Genomic DNA, 17,457 nt, shown 5'->3' on the forward strand with positions numbered 1-17,457 from the left:
ACTGGCAACAATTTTGGGTTTTAAAGACGCGATGAATCAATTCAAAATTCAAAATGAAGGTAAAGGCTGGTTTGCACCCTCATACCAATTTGGGGATAGCAAACGGTGAGAATCTTTATTGATAAAATTTCTCAGAAGTTTAGCCTTAAAGTCTCAACTTCGGTAAGTAGTATTTTTCAGACTAAGACATAGAAATAAAGGTATGAGGATTTGAGAAACAGCCATGCTAGAAAATGAGCGGGAAAAAATACGCCACCTGTTGGTTATTCAAGACCTGCAAGGGCGGCGAATTATTCCTTTGCGAGAAAATACTTATTCGCTGGGGCGGCATCCCGCAAACACTATTGTCTTGGCTTCCCGATCAGTATCAATGCAACATGCAATTTTATTGCGAGTAACTGTTCCTGAAACTGACCAATATGGCTTCCAAATAATTGATGGCAACTACAAGGGCAAAGGCAGTACTAATGGCTTATTTGTAAATGGTACTAAATGCTATTCTTATAATCTCAGACATGGAGATATTATTGCTTTTGGTAGCAATCAAGCTCAAGCTAAATATTACGCTATTTCCAACATTTCCGAAAAAGCATTTTCTGAATCTTTTGATGTTGAAGACTTATCTGGTTTCCTCTCCGGGCAAGCTAATCCTGCCAATCCTTTTCAAACCTTAGCTATCGATCCCAGCTTTGAAGCAGCTAGTGAATCTGCCTTAGCTCGCCTAGCATCCTTCCCTGAACTTATTCCCAATCCGATTATTGAGATTGATTTTGAGGGAACAGTTACTTATCTGAATCCAGCCGCAGCTCTCAAGTTTCCTAAACTTCGGGAAGTTGGGATAGAACATCCGATTTTAACAGGACTTCTAAGTGGGGTTAACAATCTAGAAAAAAATTCTTTTATACGGGAGGTGGAAGTAGGCGCAGAAGTTTTTGAACAATCCGTACTCTACCTTCCTGAAAGTGATTTAATTAGAACTTTTATTGTTAGGGATATTACAGAGCAAAAGCAAGTTACAGCCGAACTGCGCCAGCGCGATCGCTTGCTACAGGCAGTTGCAGAAGCTGCCAATTATTTGTTAGGAGAAATGAATTACGAAACTGGTATTACTCTAGCTCTAGCTGTACTGGGTGAAGCTGCCCAGGCAGATCGTGCCTATCTGTTTCAGAACCATCCTCATCCTGCTACAGGGGAAATAGCCGTCAGCTTACGGTTTGAATGGACGCACTCTTTGATTGAATCTACCCACCACCATTGGCAGAATCAGCCTTATCAAGCTTCTGGATTAGACCGTTGGCACTCAGTTCTCTCTAGCGGCCAGTCGATTAGTGGACTCACCCAAAAATTTCCTGTCGCCGAGCAAGAATTCCTAATTCGAGATGGCATTAAATCCCTTCTCCTAGTGCCTCTTTGCTTAGAACATGAGTTTTGGGGGTATCTTGGCTTGGCAGACTGCAACTTTGAGCGTCATTGGTCTAGGCATGAAGAATCTACCCTTTTGACCATGGCCGCCACTATCATTGCTACACAGCAGCGTCAGCAAGTAGAAGAGAAGATTCGCTATCAAGCCCTCCATGACGTGCTGACAGGGTTGCCCAATCGCCTACTATTTAACGAGTTGCTCACTAAAACTCTGCCCAATGCTACTCGCAATGGCGAAAGTTTAGCTGTGATCTTCCTCGACCTGGATCGCTTCAAGGTGATTAATGATACTTTGGGGCACACTCTAGGAGACGAATTGCTACAAAGCGTCTCTCAAAGATTAAAAGACTCACTCAGAGGCGGAGACACTATAGCCCGTTGGGGAGGTGATGAGTTCACAATCTTACTCCCGCGAGTTAATGATATTGAAGAGGTAACTTTGGTGGCGTGCAGAATATTACAAGCCTTAGAGGATGCTTTTCATCTCCAAGGGCATGAACTTTATGTGACTGCCAGCCTCGGTATTGCGTTACTTGATAACAATAGCCCTGACACCGAAACCCTAATCCAGCACGCAGACGCCGCTTTGTACTACGCCAAAGACAAAGGGCGGAATAACTACCAATTTTATAGTGTTTCCCTGAGTGCTAAAAATCCTGAATTCCTGACTTTAGAAAAGAGCTTGCGCTATGCCCTAGAACGCAATGAATTTACGCTGTACTATCAGCCTCGCGTGAACATTGCCACAGGAGAAATTACTGGTATGGAAGCTCTGTTGCGTTGGCAGCACCCAGAGATGGGATTGGTTGCACCCAGTGTCTTCATTCCCCTCGTCGAAGAAAGTGGATTAATTATCCCCATCGGTGAATGGGTGCTGCGGACAGCCTGTAGCCAAAATAAAGCATGGCAAGATGCCGGATTGCCACCCATTATGATTGCTGTCAATCTTTCTCTTAAGCAATTCCGCCAACCCAAATTGGTGGAAATTATAGCCACAGTTTTAGAACAAACGGGTCTGGAGCCGCGCTTTTTAGAATTAGAAATTATGGAAACCACAGCCATTGAGGAGTTAGATTTTACCAGAACGGTATTAGAGGAGCTACAGCAGATGGGTGTTTACATCTCCATTGATGACTTTGGTACGGGTCATTCCTCGCTCTCACGCCTACAGCTTTTGCCACTCCACAATCTGAAAATAGATAAATCATTCATTCAATATTTAACGCAGGATGCCAAAGTAGCTCATATTATCAAGGCCATAGTTACCTTGGGACAGAGTTTGGGATTGAAGTTGACAGCCGAAGGCGTAGAGAAGGAAGAAGAACTGGAGTTCTTGAAATCTATCAACTGTGACGATGTACAGGGCTTTTTATTCTACCGGCCGCTTTCAGTCCAAAAAGCTACAGAAATCCTCGAAAGTAAACGAACAAAGCTTTAATGAAGAGTGCTGAGTTCCGAGTGCTATCCATGTACAGCACTCAGTCCTGAGTGCTGAGTGTGATGAACACAATACTTATGACTTGGTTAAAAATACTTCCTGTGCCAGTTTAAAAGGCGGAATGAGGGTTATATGCACAACCGTGAATATAATGCTACAATCCCCCAAGTGTAAGTTTAGACATTAGTTCAGAAACAACTAGATCAACTATTGTCATAATCACCAAAAATTGTTAGAGCTTATGTCTATAGGAACCTAACCTGCTTACACATACTGATGTTTTGATTTTTAACAAAAAAGAATTCAGGTGTCAGGAGTCAGAATTCATTCTGAATTCTGTATGACTGGCAGATGAATAAGTGGGTTTAAGTGCCCCACCAAATTTTTAATTTTGTGGTCTACAATTAGTGGTAGGTCTAAATCCCCCGCTAAATTGATTCTGAATTCTGAATTCTGAATTCTGTTTTAATTAAGTTTGCATTGCAAAATACATAGTTTGATTTAATTTTTACCATTTACTTAACGCAATTTTAATCAAGCAATCTTACAACTTAAAATAAGTAATAAAAGTAGCAGCCTGTGCTGGCTATAAAGGAATAAATCCGATCATCTCAGACTGTATTCACGCAATTTAAAAATAGCTCATGCACATTCTGATTTATTCCTACAACTATCATCCAGAGCCAATTGGAATTGCCCCGTTAATGACTGAATTGGCAGAAGGATTAGTAAAGCGAGGTCATGAAGTGCGAGTGATTACGGGAATGCCCAACTATCCTCAGCGCGAAATTTATGATGGGTATCGGGATAAGTGGTATCTTACTGAACAAAACAATGGTGTCACTATTGAGCGAAGTTACCTCCGAATTAAATCCAAACCTAACCTCGTAGATCGGCTGTTACTAGAGTTGAGCTTTGTTTTCACCAGCTTACCCCAAGCCTTTAAAGGTGAACGCCCCGATGTGATTCTCTTAACAATTCCACCTCTATTAGGTACGTTACCAGCAACAATATTTGGCTGGTTATACAACTGCCCAGTAGTTCTGAATGTGCAAGACATTCTACCAGAAGCTGCTGTACGTATCGGGCTATTGAAAAACAAGTGGATGATCCGAACTCTTACAGCCCTAGAGAAATTCGCATATCAGACTGCACATACTATTAGTGTCATTGCCGATGGATTTGGCGATAACTTAGTGAATAAGGGAGTACCTGTTAATAAGATTGTTTGTATTCCCAATTGGGTGAATTTAAATTTCATCCGGCCTTTACCCAAAGCGAACAACTCTTGGATATCTAACCATCAACTGGATGATAAATTTGTAGTCCTTTATTCGGGCAATATTGCTCTAACACAAGGTCTTGAAACAGTAATAGAAGCAGCAGTTTGCTTGCGTCATATTAAGGATATTGTCTTCGTAATCGTTGGCGAATCAAGAGCATTACAAAGGTTGCAGGAATATTGTCTATTAAATGGAGCAGATAATGTTTTGCTGCTACCTTTGCAGCCACGAGAAAAACTACCCGAAATGCTAGCGGCATCTGATGTAGGATTAATTGTGCAAAAGTGCAATGTGATTTCGTTCAATATGCCTTCAAAAATACCGTTGCTATTGGCGAGTGGTCGCCCGATTGTGGGTTCAGTTCCCGCCACTGGTACTGCTGCTAGAGCGATCGAACTCAGTGGTGGTGGGATAATTGTTGAGCCAGAATCACCCGATGCAATGGCAGCTGCGGTGCATGATTTATATACTAATCCGGCTCTAGGAGCAAGGCTAGGCAACAAAGGAAGACAGTTTGCCGAAGAAAACTATTCCTTGGAACAAGCACTCGATCGATATGAGTTGCTTCTTTCTGACATTGTTACTAACCGCAAATCAACTATGGGGATTTTTCCGAAATTGGATTCCAATAAATCAGTTGTGGATGGTTAAATAATTCGTAATTCGTAATTCGTAATTCGTAATTAAGTTTTGTGACGGGGATTTAGACCCCGACCCAAAACTTGCCGGTTATTGAACCGGGGGATTTAAACCCACGGTACTCGGTTAAAGGGGATTGGGGACTGGGGATTGGGGATTGGGAATTGGGAATTGGGAATTGGGGATTGGGCAAAACAATTCCGTTAGCAGTCGCGGGGCGTTGAGCCAGTTCTGAGTGCAGAGTTAAGAATCTCACTTCTTAGGGAACTCCAAGAAATAAATTATCCAATATTGTGGGGTGGGCATCTTGCCCGCCATATCGACTGGGCGGGCAAGATGCCCACCCCACAGGAGTTAATTGGATATTTTTTTATTTGGATGTCCCTTAACTCAGCACTGGGCACTCAGCACTCCTGAAGGGGATTGTCTACACAGCAAATACCCTAATTTGGATAAATTGAATCACCCATTCGGGTGAGTTGCGAATCAACCGATCGGGTGAACTAACTGTAGGAAGTTAAGATTGCTCAAAAATAGGAGTCTAGAGAAAACTAATTGATTGCACGTCTTTCTTGGTGAGGATAACTTGATGAATAAAGCTGAATTAATCAGTGTAGGCATAGCCCAGCTAACACCTACGGGGAAGCAAGCTAGGGGGAACGTCTCATAGAGAAGTCATCGCTCCATACTCTTTTCTTCCTTAAGATCAGTATTCACTACGACTTAAGAAGGATAAACTCATCTGTGACTTATATACTATCTCGTGTACTATGTGGTTATAATGCAAGCAAGCGCTTGCAAACACTCAGAGAAAACTTAACATCAAGGATGGCAAAAATTCCTGCAACCGTTATTAAGACTACAACTGAGGTGTCTGCAACGGTAGGTTTAATCGAAGCTAAAACGCAAGAAATTGCTTGTGTTGCTATGTTCACTAAAGTCACTTTATTTCGTCATCCTGCGTTTTAGCGATATATCTACCACACTAGACTAAGGTTCTAAATATTACATGTAAATTTTTGTGAATCTATTTGTGCGTGGTATTAGCACTTCACTATTGAAGGAGACAGGGGTTTCATTTGGTTTCCTGCAACAAGATGAATTGTGCTTTTTATCTGAGACAAGGCACGGAGTTTTTACTAGTAAAAAAAGTTTTATAAATTACAATTTAAAAAATGATTGGAGTTAAGTAATGTACAAAATGACCATAATGTGCTAGATGATGTTAGTTCGTTTTAGGTGCTAGACATCGTGAGCGATCGCCCAAATACCCAAAAATTTTGTCACCAACATCGAGAAAAAGGGCTAAAAAACTATTCAAAATAATGCTTTTTTAGCGAAGAGTAGATTGCCCAAGTCTAAATCCACAAGACGAGAAAACGAAGATGTCCAATCCTCAGTTCCCTGACTCTCCCCTTCCGATTGAAGTAGAACAGCCTGCTGTTACCGATCCTAATCAAGAATCGCAACCATTGCCACAGCGATCGCCAAAGCGACCTCAAAAAAGGCGTTGGCCCCTGATATTGGGAATTATCCTGTTAGTTGCAGGTGTTGGTTTTGGTTGGCGCTGGTGGCAGACTAATAACGCTAGCAATGCACCTGCGGCTGGAGCCGGTGCTGGGCAACCAGCAATTCCTGTCAAGTTAGCAACTGTAGAAACTGAAACTGTGCAGGAAAGTTCGGAGTTTATTGGCTCCTTAGAAGCACCACTATCTGTACCAATTAAGCCACAGGTTGAAGGACGAATTACCCAGATTTATATCAACGAGGGCAAGCGTGTTCAACAAGGGCAAGTCATTATTAGCCTGCAAAGTGATGATGCCGAAGCCCTGCTACGACAAAGACAAGCAGCACTAGAACAAGCACAGGCAAATCTTGCTGAACTCAAAGCGGGGACTAGAAGAGAAGTAGTTTTCCAAGCCAAAGCCCAGCTAGATCAAGCCGAAGCAAAATATCAAGATGCCGTATCTGGATCGCTACCACAGCAAATTCAGCAGGCTGAAGCTCAAGTTAATTCCGCCAAATCAGATTTAGTACTAGCACAAGCACGAGCAACGCGATACGCACAATTAACAAAAGAAGGGGCAACTTCTCAAGATAGCCTAGATGAATACCTCAAAAACAAAGCTAGTGCTGAAGCGGCGCTGGTTGCAGCTCAGAAAAACTTAGAGCAACTCCGCAAAAGCAGAACTGCTAATATCCAACAGCTGGGTGCTGCCTTAGAACAACAGAGACAATACTATCGGCAGCAGGTGAACGGCAACCGCCCAGAAGATATTGCCCAAGGGCGATCGCAAGTCAGCCAAGCAGCAGCTCAAGTCCAGTCGGCTCAAGTCCAACTGCAATACACAAAAGTCCTAGCTCCTTTTACAGGTATTGTTGGTAATATTCCAGTCAAGGTAGGGCAGTATGTGGGACAAGGGGATCAGCTGACCACATTGACCAAAAATGACTCTTTAGAACTGAATATATCCATTCCCCTAAATCAAGCCAAAAAGTTGCGTTCGGGCTTACCTGTGCAAATGCTAGATGCCCAAGGCAAACCGACAGCAACGGGTAAAATCAGTTTTATCTCCCCCAATGCCAGTTCAGATTCGCAGACAGTTTTGGTGAAAGCTAACTTTGGCAATTTGAGAAATCGACTGCTTAATCTTCAGTCAGTGCAAACCAGAGTGATCTGGGATGAACGTCCGGGAATATTAATTCCAGTTACAGCAGTATCTCGTTTGGGTGGGGAGACTTTTGTGTTTGTGGCTCAAGCACCACAGGAAAAGCCTAAATCTGGAGCGCCAGCACCATCTTTAGTAGCTCAACAAAAATCTGTGAAATTGGGAGTTATTGAGGGAAATAATTATCAAGTTCTTGACGGATTAAAGGCTGGGGACAAAATTGTTGTTTCCGGTATTCTCAACATAACCAATGGCGCTCCCATCAAGCCTGCACCAGAAGAAGCGGGTAGTCAGAAGCCTTAGCTGAATAGGAGAGATGAGGGAGTTAAGCACGGAGTCAATTCACGCTGGGTTTGACTCCTCACCCCTAAAACATTGCTTTGGCGTTACTTTCCCGCCCTGAAATAAATTTCGGGCTAATAGCTACTGTCCGTTGAAACGGACTGAAATCTGAGTAATGAGGAATGATGGGTTAGACCCCCGATTAATTCGCCAACAGTCTCTTTCTAATCGCCTGGTATTTTTGCTTTCGTTGAGATGCTCCCCCTATAAACATCGTAGTATGAGGAGATGGGGAAGACTAATTTCAAAGGGGAATGCATGAAAATTGCTATTGGCAGTGATGAACGCACCAACCTTACTGATAGGGTACTGGCAGAACTTAAGCAGCGTGGGCATGAAGTTATACTCTTTGGTTCCCTAGCCGAAAATGATCCTGAAATCGATTGGCCTGTTAGCTGTAGTAAAGTTGCTTCGGCGGTAGTAACCCAGAAAGCAGATGAGGGAATTGTCTTTTGTTGGACTGGTACGGGTGCATCTATTGCCGCCAACAAAGTCTCTGGGATACGTGCAGCATTGTGCCATGATGCTGAGACGGCACGCGGGGCCCGCATCTGGAATCATGCGAACGTTCTTGTATTAAGTTTACGTGCAACTACAGAAGCGATCGCTAAAGAAATATTAGATACCTGGTTTAGCACACCTTTTTCTGAAGATGAGTGGAACCTCTTGCAAATCAAACGAATTAAACAGCTAGAAGAAAAGGTTTAATTGGTAGACCGATTGCAAAAATTCCACAATCAGCATAATGGCAAACCCAAATTTACAGTTAATTCAGGACAATGGTAACAATAGCAGTCAATCCCTATCTCGATCGCAACTTCGCTCCAATCCATGAAGAAATCACCACCGACAAATTGTCAGTCATCGGTGAATTACCCCTTGAATTATCGGGGATGTTTGTACGGAATGGCCCTAACCCTCAATGCACACCCATCGGTGAATATCACTGGTTTGATGGAGATGGGATGTTGCATTGTGTGCAAATTAGCAACGGCGTAGCCACTTATCGTAACCGCTACGTCCAGACAACCGGATGGAAAAAAGAACGAGAAGCGGGTAAGGCTATTTGGAGTGGATTATTAGAACCACCGCAAATGGATAATCCTCACGGCGCTTACAAAAATACCGCCAACACTGCCTTAGTGTGGCACGCTGGTCAGATGTTAGCGCTGAACGAGGGGGGTAAACCTCACGCCATCAAGCTGCCTGAATTAGATACCATTGGCGAGTATACCTACAATGACAAACTGGTTTCTCCCTTCACAGCCCATCCCAAAGTAGACCCAGTGACAGGGGAAATGATCTTCTTTGGCTATTCTTTGTTTGTGCCACCGTACCTGCAATATAGTGTAGTTTCAGCACAAGGCGAACTGTTACGGACAGTGCCAATTGAGTTGCCAATAGGGGTGATGATGCACGATTTTGCCATCACTGAAAACTACACGATTTTCATGGATTTGCCCCTGACTTTTAACCTTGAAAGAGCGCAACGGGGAGAACCTGTAATGATGTTTGAGCGCGATCGCTCCAGTCGCTTCGGAATTTTACCACGTCACGGTGACAACAGTAATATCCGGTGGTTTGAGAGTCCCGCTTGCTACGTCTTCCATACCCTCAACGCCTACGAAGATGGAGACGAAGTAGTGCTGATTGCTTGTCGCATGAGTTCTACTAATGTTTTGGGTTTAAATGATTCGCAACCCGACCCAGAAGCAAATATTCCTCGTTTACATCGGTGGCGATTTAACCTCAGCACGGGGACAGTGCGTGAAGAAATGTTGGATGATGTAGCTTCCGAATTTCCTCGCGTCAACGAAAACCTATTGGGGCGGAAAACCCGATATGGCTACAGTAATAAAGCGGCAAACAATCCCCTACCTTTATTTGAAGGTATCATCAAATATGACTTCAGCAATGGAAAGTCCCAAACCCATGAATTTGGAGAAGGACGCTATGGCGGTGAAGCCGTGTTTGCGCCGCGTCCTGGTGCAACGGCTGAGGATGATGGTTGGCTTATAACTTTCGTCCATGATGAGGGTGAAGATACTTCAGAATTAGTAGTGGTGAATGCCCAAGATATAACTGCTGAACCTGTAGCGCGGGTGATAATTCCTCAACGAGTGCCTTATGGGTTTCATGGTGCTTGGGTTGTAGGGGAATAAGTTAGGTAGACAATACTATTCGGTTAAAACAATAGACGCGATTTATCGCGTCTTTGAACCTCGGCGTTGCGCTTCTGAACCTCAACGTTGCACCTTTGAACCTCAACGTTACACCTTTGAACCTCGGAGTTGAGCCTTTGAACTTCGAAGTTGCACCTTTGAACCTCGGAGTTGTGCCTTTGAACCTCGAAGTTGCACCTTTTAACCTCGGAGTTGCACCTTTAAACCTCGAAGTTGCACCTCTGAACCTCGAAATTGCACCTTTTAACCTCAACTTAGAAATATATCTAACTATTCTTGAATTTACAGCAGTGAGCATGTAGTAAAATTTGCTCACCTCTGTAAAGTGGAACATGACTTTAGACTGTTCCGGTCAAAATCTCCAAACACACAACTTTAACCAATACAAACAAGAACTTCTCGATTAGAGTTTTTCTAGAGAAACTAAACCATTGTCTTGAAAATCTATTTCTAGATGATATCCTGCCATCAGAGAAGTTCCAAGTATTGGTTTATAACCAGCAGCTAAAACTGGAACTAATTTTTCTATACCATCCCATAAAATTGTTGCCAAGTGTATAGATAATAAAGCTTGACTACCATCAGCTAACCTTGCTTCAGTACTAGAATACAAGGGAAGATTCATTGCACTGACTGCCTGTGGTGGTAAAGTTAGATGGTCATTAAATCCAGTATCAATGACAAAATCTAGAGAAAAATCTGGTTGCAAAGGGAAGCGAAAAACCACTGGAATTATTACTCTACCATTAATTACTTTGCCATGAATCATTCAGCAGTACGCTCCATCGCACCACCAAAACTGACAGCAACATCATAACCAATTCGGATGGTGAACAATCTAGCATTAGGGTTTTTCTGTTTTAACTTTAACGCTGTCTCTACACCAGTTGGATCTATCCCATATTCACCCGTTTCTGCATCAATCACAATCATCTTGCCGATATTGTCAACACACTCGACATTTTGACGAATACCGTTTTCGTAAAACTGTTTAGCTCTTAGGGCTACTTCTTCTACACTCCAGAAAATTGATTGCATTACAATTACACCTAGTTTTGTGCTTCTTAAAGCATTGTAGCGCCTCAATATTGAACCTCTGAACCTCGAAGTTGCTCAACTTAGAAATATATTAACTATTCTTAACTTATCTCCCGGCTTCAAGCCGGGGGGAAATCGAAGTCATTATAGCGATCCTAAATGAGTTGTAAAAATCGAGAGACTAAGATCCCCGACTTCTCAAAGAAGTCAGGGATCTTATCGCAAAATTATTCAGTTTAGGATAATTTTGACAGTATCCTTTACTTTCGTTTTTTCTCCCCGATTTCCCCATTCCCTACTTCAAGTTATTTTTCCTCATAGCCACCAGCGTAGTCAATCACACAGATTGTTCTGTATGCTTTGTGAGTTCCATAAGCAACACCAGAAACTTTGAAAGCGCCGTTAAAAATATTTTTTCGATGACCGCGATCGCGCACACCATCATCAATAATTAATTGCATAACGATATCTTGAGCGGTGTTTGGCCCATAACTGATATTTTCACCTGCGGTTGTTTGCCATTTACCATAGCGGTTGATGCGAGTAAAAGGGTTGCTACCATCGCTACCATCATGACCTGTAACACCCTTTGGGCCTTGGTCTTTAACGTGGTCTTTTGCTCCTAAAGACATACCCTTTGATGCACTCAAGCCTCCTATAGGACGTGCTGATTTGAGAAATGCGATCGCTTCATCAACTGCCTTAACTCCTTCTTGAGTTCGCAAATAAGTATTATTAGAAATTTTGACTCGGTTCCCCTCAAAGCGTTTTCTATAATTTTCCAGAATCGGGAGATATGACTTGGGATTTGTTCTGACCTTATTTGTCTCAACAATTACCTGTTGTTCTAATGGTGAAAGATAACTCGCCTTTGCTAACAAAGTTGGACTAGTTTGTACTGCTGGATTAGGGTTGGCTACAGAGGGGTTAGATTGAAGCAGTTGATTTGAGCAGCCCAATATCAAGGCAATTGGCAAAAATACCCAAAATTTCATGGGACGCATACATTACCTCACAATTTTTCTATGGATTAATTTAGTGAATTAGAAGAAATAAGAGTTTTCAACGCACAGATAAATCTGTGGAAGCTTCCAATGTTAGAAACGATATCAAGAACTTAAATGAGTTGCCAAAGAAAGCGCAGATTAACGCGCCAGTAATTATAGATAAAGTTGTGCTTGCCTTTGTTCCTAAGGTGTTACAAATCTATCACTTAATACCTGTTGTAACATTAATAACAATAAACGTAAATAATAACCAAAATCTTTTTTATTTCTGATGCCTGCTTGCAAATTTACACTTTCAGAAACCAGCGTTGGCGATACATTAGAACCCCAACAGCCCACCACAACAACACGGTGACTAGGGCAAATAACAGGGAACCATTCAACGCCCCTGCCCAAGATACGAAAAAATTCTGGTAAATCCAATTGTAGGTAGTGGGAGCGTCTTTGCCAGCGCCAATAGTGGTTTTGACTAAGATTTTAATCAACAAAACTGATGCAACGAAAAGAGCGATCGCATTTAAGCCCATAATTTCAAAAGGTTTACTCCAGCGACGCATCAACCGGACTTCGATGAATTCATAACAAGCTGCTAGCAACAGTAATGCCCAACCGCAGCTAAAGAACACATAAGAACTTGTCCACAGCTTTTTGTTAATAGGGAATGTCCACCCCCATGCCCAACCGATAATTAAGCAACCAATTCCAAATAATGCTAAACCTATACTTGTGCGTGACTGTACTGGTTGACTACGTACCCATTGACCAGTGAAGTAGCCAGCGAGGACACTTACTATAGCGGGAATAGTACTGAAGAGTCCTTCTGGATCTCCCATGAATTTGAAACCATCACCCTTGTATAAATGTGCTTGGGGAATAATCAGGCGGTCAACATAAGCACCGAAATTACCTTCCCGCGTCAAAACTCCCGCACCGTATTCGGGCACTGGTAAATACGTCATCGCTAACCAGTAGCCGATGAGTAAAACTACTGCAAGTATCCATTGACCTTTACGCGGAAGGTTGAGAACAGCTAGAGAAGTCAGCAGATAAGTAAGGCTAATGCGCTGCAACACTCCCATAATGCGGATGCTACTCAAATCAAAAGTCCAAACACCCTGATTCCAAAAGCCATTTAGTAGCAATCCTAAGACAAAGAGAATGGCAGCGCGGCGCAATATCCGCCAGTAAACAGTTGAGGTTGGTTTATTACCTTCGGTGTATTTTGACAGCGAGAAAGTCATCGCTACACCGACAATGAACAGAAAGAAGGGAAAGACCAAATCAGTTGGTGTGCAACCGTGCCAATCGGCGTGGGCTAAGGGAGGATATACATCATCTGCGACACCCGCCATATTGACGAGAATCATCGCCGCGATTGTAATGCCACGAAAAACATCCAATGAAGTCAGGCGCATAAGCGGAATTTTGTGTTAGATGAGTATCTAAGCTACTCCCCTTGATGCAGGTAATCAAGCAAAATTTATAAACTTGGATACAAGGTAAAATTTTGTTAATTAATTACCACTATTTGCTATGCCAATCAAAGTTGGAGATACCGCTCCTAATTTCACTCTACCTGCCCAAAACGGCTCAACAGTAAGCCTCCAAGACTTTCGCGGCAACAAAGCTGTTGTCTTATATTTTTATCCCAAAGACGACACACCTGGATGTACGGCGGAATCTTGCGCCTTTCGCGATCAGTATGAGGTATTTAAAACCTCTGGCGCTGAAGTTGTCGGTGTCAGTGCTGATTCCAGTGAATCTCACCAGCGATTTGCTGCGAAATACAATCTACCTTTTACTCTATTAACTGACAAAGGCGACCAAGTACGAAAGCTATATGGTGCAACAGCAGCCTTTGGCTTATTCCCTGGTCGCGTTACTTACGTTATTGACCAACAGGGAGTTGTGCAATACGTGTTTGATTCAATGTTTAACTTTAAAGGTCATGTTGAGGAAGCACTGAAAACTTTGCAACAGATTGCGAAATAGGGTACTGGGGACTGGGTACTGGGTACTGGGGACTGGGGACTGGGTACTGGGTACTGGGGACTGGGTACTGGGTACTGGGGACTGGGTACTGGGTACTGGGTACTGGGAAACTCTCTCCTAGTCCCTAGTCCCTAGTCCCTAGTCCCCAGTCCCTAGTCCCCAGTCCCTACTCCCTACTCCCTACTCCCTACTCCCCATTCCTATTTAGAATGCGACTTTTCCGGCATGACAATATTAGCGTGGCTTGCCTTGCCATTCTTGCCGTTAGTATGACCGTTACCATTGCGGGGATGAATTACGCCATAACCGCCGTGGTTGCGTTCGTAAATTACATTAATCTCTCCAGTTTCAGAATTGTGGAACATATAAAAATCGTGTCCCACAAGTTGCAGTTGTTCCAGGGCTTCTGCAAGGGTCATCGGCGGCATGGAAAAATATTTGGTGCGGACGACTTCGTTGGGTAATTCGGGGGTGCGATCGCCAATTAAATCTGTTACTATCGACTCTGCAACAACTACTTCTGTTGGTAAAGCATGAGTTTTCTGGTCTTGGCGTCGTTCTTTGTATTTCCGCAGTTGACGGGCAATTTTATCTGCAACTAAGTCAATACTGGCGTATAGGTTTTCGCTACTTTCCTCGGCACGGATCACGCTACCATTAGCATAAATAGTTACTTCAGCTGCTTGTCTTGTATTAATTCGGGGATTCCGGGCGACGCTAAGATGCACATCCACTTCATTTGTAAGGCTCTGAAAGTGACTAACTGCTTTTTCAATCTTTTGATGTACATACTCACGAATCGCATCGGTGATTTCAATATTTTTGCTGTGGATGACAAGCTTCATGTAATACTCTCCCACTGAATATTTGGATGTGTGAATTTGCTTTGTATGAAAAGAAGTTGCGGTAAGGTTTATTATTCCCGCCAAAACAAATTGTGAACTATATTGTATATAGTGCTGGTAAGCTGTCTCTCAGCTTCCTGCATTTGAGTTTTTGTCAAGTATACCCTTGATTTACCTCCTTATCTCTGCGCTGATATCCAATTCGATATCCACTTAGAACTCTTGGGTGAGGCAATCTGAATGGTAGCTCCCTGAGTACCCTCTTCTTTAAAGCAACGCTTACAGAACTGTTGATAGTTACTCCTTCTGTGTTCGGTTGGAGTTTGCTTGCTGTTGTTAAATAATACAAGTCTTTGTGGAAGTTTGATTCTGTTTGAAATGCAAACAATTTATTTTATGAGAATCATCAGCCAGTGCATTCGTCTTGATCATCATGGCATGATGCTTATTGCAGAGAATTCCTCCTAAAAACCTATTGAGGTTAATATTCAAGCTAGCACTTTGTATTTTCTAATGCAGGTTCCCTTGACTTTCCTTTAAAATCCTTTGCAAAGCTTAATATTTGTTGATTCTAATCCTGTAACTTGAAATATATTTAGTCCTTATTACAGTTGATTTTCGGCATAATCCATAGTATGAAATCACACAAAAACCGTTGTTTGCTCTATAACCAAGGATTAATGCCTTACTTAAAAGCTCATGGATGGCAGCGATCGCTCCTCACCGAGCGCATCCATGACCCTAGCCTAGATGACGTGTTAATTTTACTAGAGCATCCACCTGTCTACACTCTCGGACAAGGAAGCAACTCAGATTTTCTCAAATTTGATATTGACAAAAGTCAATATGATGTGCGTCGAATTGAACGAGGCGGCGAGGTTACTTACCATTGTCCCGGTCAATTGGTAGGCTATCCAATTTTAAATCTGCAAAGTTATCGTAAAGACCTTCATTGGTATTTACGGCAACTCGAAGAAGTAATAATTCGCGTCTTGGCAGTTTATGGTTTGCAAGGCGAAAGAATTCCGGCTTTTACTGGCGTTTGGTTACAAGGGCGAAAAGTTGCAGCTATTGGGATTAAAGTCAGCCGTTGGATTACTATGCACGGCTTTGCATTAAATGTTTGTCCAGATATGACAGGCTTTGAGCGCATTGTACCCTGCGGTATTTCTGATAAACCTGTAGGCAGTTTAGCCGAATGGATTCCAGGTATCACCTGCCAAGAAGTGCGTTTTTATGTAGCACAGTCTTTTGCGGAAGTCTTTGGTGTGGAATTAGTCGAATCTCAACCTCAAGAATTTTTCCAGCCTGAGTAATTATGTAAGAAATACTATAGTAGTCTGATTTAAATTGTGAGACACTTGTGAGAGCAGTCAATATTTAATAGTATGAAAATAACTATTTAACTGCGATTCTCGAAGCTAAAATTTAATTATTTACAAATTTCTATACTAACTTTTTACAGTTGTAAAGCACAATTTTGCGCGTGAATTACTCAAATAATCTCCAGGTATATGCCCCATCATTAACGTCTCTGAGAGAACGTGATTGGACAGCTTTGATAGAACTATTTGATAGAGACGACGGTGATGAAATTGAAGCCGACATCAGTGGTAGTTTGTTTTGGCTGATACCTGAACCTTGTTGGGAAGATGATCCCTTTGAATTCTTACGCGAGTACCTTTAATGAGTGCTGAGTGCTGAGTTATGAGTGCTGAGTTATGAGTGCAAAAGAAGCCTTTAACTCCTAACTCCTAACTATCTAACGTTGAGGCGACTGAGGAAAATACGTAGGCGATCGCTTTGAGGATTAGTCAGTACTTCGTAAGCTGGACCTTGTTCTGTCACAATACCTTTATCTAAAAATATCACCTGATGGGCTACTTCTTTTGCAAACTGCATTTCATGGGTGACAACCACCATTGTCATCCCTTCTGCGGCTAATTGCTGCATCACTTGCAAAACTTCGCCGACGAGTTCAGGATCTAGGGCGCTGGTGGGTTCGTCAAATAGCATAACTTGGGGATTCATACATAAACTGCGGGCGATCGCTACGCGTTGTTTTTGTCCCCCAGAAAGTTGTTCGGGATAAGCAGAGGCTTTTTCAGATAAGCCAACTTTTTCTAAATATAATCTCGCTAGTTGGGCGCTTTCTTTCGGTGTTTTACCCAATACTTTCCGAGGTGCGAGTGTCATATTTTCTAGGACGCTGAGATGGGGAAACAGGTTGAATTGCTGGAAAACCATGCCTACTTGTGTTCGCAGTTGTCGCAGTTGGCTATAGTTGACAGTGGGCCTAGATAAGTTGATTCCGTTGATGATTAAACGCCCGTTGTCAATGGTTTCTAGGCGATTGAAGCAGCGTAGTAGGGTGCTTTTACCACAGCCAGAAGAACCGATAACTGCAACGACTTCTCCCCGGTTGATTTCGCCGGTGATTCCTTTGAGAACTTTTAGGGAACCAAAGTTTTTTTCGATATTGTCAAAAATAATTGCGGGGATGGTATTGTTCATTACTTATGTACAAGCTGCTCTACAGTTGATTATAAGGTTTTCAGGCTACCGCAGAGGCGCAGAGAGCGCAGAGGGAGAGAGAAAA

The 17,457-nt window shown here is 42.7% G+C and carries 16 protein-coding genes; 10 read left to right on the plus strand and 6 right to left on the minus strand.

Annotated features, from left to right (window positions below):
* Positions 1–223 precede the first annotated feature (223 nt).
* From V7K76_RS29375 to V7K76_RS29405, 7 genes are all read left to right on the plus strand, one after another.
* Positions 224–2,860, plus strand: a complete 2,637-nt coding sequence (locus V7K76_RS29375) for an EAL domain-containing protein (protein WP_334777361.1) — start codon at positions 224–226, stop codon at positions 2,858–2,860.
* Between the two features lie 644 nt (positions 2,861–3,504).
* Positions 3,505–4,794, plus strand: a complete 1,290-nt coding sequence (locus V7K76_RS29380) for a glycosyltransferase family 4 protein (protein WP_334777362.1) — start codon at positions 3,505–3,507, stop codon at positions 4,792–4,794.
* 783 nt (positions 4,795–5,577) lie between these two features.
* Positions 5,578–5,751, plus strand: a complete 174-nt coding sequence (locus V7K76_RS29385; protein WP_334777363.1) for a hypothetical protein — start codon at positions 5,578–5,580, stop codon at positions 5,749–5,751.
* A gap of 416 nt (positions 5,752–6,167) precedes the next feature.
* Complete coding sequence (locus V7K76_RS29390; RefSeq protein ID WP_334777365.1) at positions 6,168–7,754, plus strand: efflux RND transporter periplasmic adaptor subunit; 1,587 nt, start codon at positions 6,168–6,170, stop codon at positions 7,752–7,754.
* A 297-nt stretch (positions 7,755–8,051) separates the two neighbouring features.
* The gene (locus V7K76_RS29395) at positions 8,052–8,501 is read left to right on the plus strand and encodes an RpiB/LacA/LacB family sugar-phosphate isomerase (RefSeq protein WP_334951353.1); all 450 of its coding nucleotides are present in this window, start codon (positions 8,052–8,054) and stop codon (positions 8,499–8,501) included.
* A 71-nt stretch (positions 8,502–8,572) separates the two neighbouring features.
* Entirely contained in the window at positions 8,573–9,955 is a 1,383-nt protein-coding gene (locus V7K76_RS29400; protein WP_334777368.1) for a carotenoid oxygenase family protein, read from the plus strand.
* 137 nt (positions 9,956–10,092) lie between these two features.
* The gene (locus V7K76_RS29405) at positions 10,093–10,278 is read left to right on the plus strand and encodes a hypothetical protein (RefSeq protein ID WP_334777370.1); all 186 of its coding nucleotides are present in this window, start codon (positions 10,093–10,095) and stop codon (positions 10,276–10,278) included.
* 101 nt (positions 10,279–10,379) lie between these two features.
* On the opposite strand, the gene V7K76_RS29410 is transcribed toward V7K76_RS29405, so the two are convergent.
* The 4 genes from V7K76_RS29410 to V7K76_RS29425 all read right to left on the minus strand — a co-directional run bounded on the left by V7K76_RS29410 (position 10,380) and on the right by V7K76_RS29425 (position 13,436).
* Entirely contained in the window at positions 10,380–10,745 is a 366-nt protein-coding gene (locus V7K76_RS29410; RefSeq protein WP_334777371.1) for a clan AA aspartic protease, read from the minus strand.
* The gene (locus V7K76_RS29415; protein WP_334777372.1) at positions 10,742–11,014 is read right to left on the minus strand and encodes a hypothetical protein; all 273 of its coding nucleotides are present in this window, start codon (positions 11,012–11,014) and stop codon (positions 10,742–10,744) included. Before V7K76_RS29415 ends, V7K76_RS29410 begins: the two co-directional genes overlap by 4 nt.
* Positions 11,015–11,319: 305 nt before the next feature.
* A complete protein-coding gene (locus V7K76_RS29420; protein WP_334777373.1) occupies positions 11,320–12,018 on the minus strand; it encodes a CAP domain-containing protein in 699 nt (232 codons plus the stop codon).
* 290 nt (positions 12,019–12,308) lie between these two features.
* Positions 12,309–13,436 carry an acyltransferase family protein gene (locus V7K76_RS29425; protein WP_334777374.1) on the minus strand — a complete coding sequence of 376 codons (1,128 nt, stop codon included), beginning with the start codon at positions 13,434–13,436 and terminating at the stop codon, positions 12,309–12,311.
* A gap of 118 nt (positions 13,437–13,554) precedes the next feature.
* Between V7K76_RS29425 and V7K76_RS29430 the strand changes: the two genes are divergently transcribed.
* Positions 13,555–14,013: a peroxiredoxin gene (locus tag V7K76_RS29430; protein ID WP_334777375.1), complete on the plus strand. Its 459-nt coding sequence runs from the start codon at positions 13,555–13,557 to the stop codon at positions 14,011–14,013.
* A 200-nt stretch (positions 14,014–14,213) separates the two neighbouring features.
* Here V7K76_RS29430 and hpf read toward each other — a convergent pair whose 3' ends face one another.
* On the minus strand, positions 14,214–14,858 hold the full coding sequence (hpf, locus tag V7K76_RS29435) for a ribosome hibernation-promoting factor, HPF/YfiA family (protein WP_334777376.1): 645 nt from the start codon (positions 14,856–14,858) through the stop codon (positions 14,214–14,216).
* A 635-nt stretch (positions 14,859–15,493) separates the two neighbouring features.
* Here hpf and lipB point away from each other — a divergent pair.
* Positions 15,494–16,174, plus strand: a complete 681-nt coding sequence (lipB, locus tag V7K76_RS29440; protein WP_442936189.1) for a lipoyl(octanoyl) transferase LipB — start codon at positions 15,494–15,496, stop codon at positions 16,172–16,174.
* Between the two features lie 170 nt (positions 16,175–16,344).
* The gene (locus tag V7K76_RS29445; RefSeq protein ID WP_179068660.1) at positions 16,345–16,545 is read left to right on the plus strand and encodes a hypothetical protein; all 201 of its coding nucleotides are present in this window, start codon (positions 16,345–16,347) and stop codon (positions 16,543–16,545) included.
* 71 nt (positions 16,546–16,616) lie between these two features.
* Here the strand turns inward: V7K76_RS29445 and V7K76_RS29450 are convergent, their stop codons facing one another.
* On the minus strand, positions 16,617–17,372 hold the full coding sequence (locus tag V7K76_RS29450) for an amino acid ABC transporter ATP-binding protein (protein ID WP_334777377.1): 756 nt from the start codon (positions 17,370–17,372) through the stop codon (positions 16,617–16,619).
* Positions 17,373–17,457 lie beyond the last annotated feature (85 nt).

It is taken from the genome of Nostoc sp., assembly GCF_036917975.1.
Lineage (GTDB): Bacteria > Cyanobacteriota > Cyanobacteriia > Cyanobacteriales > Nostocaceae > Nostoc.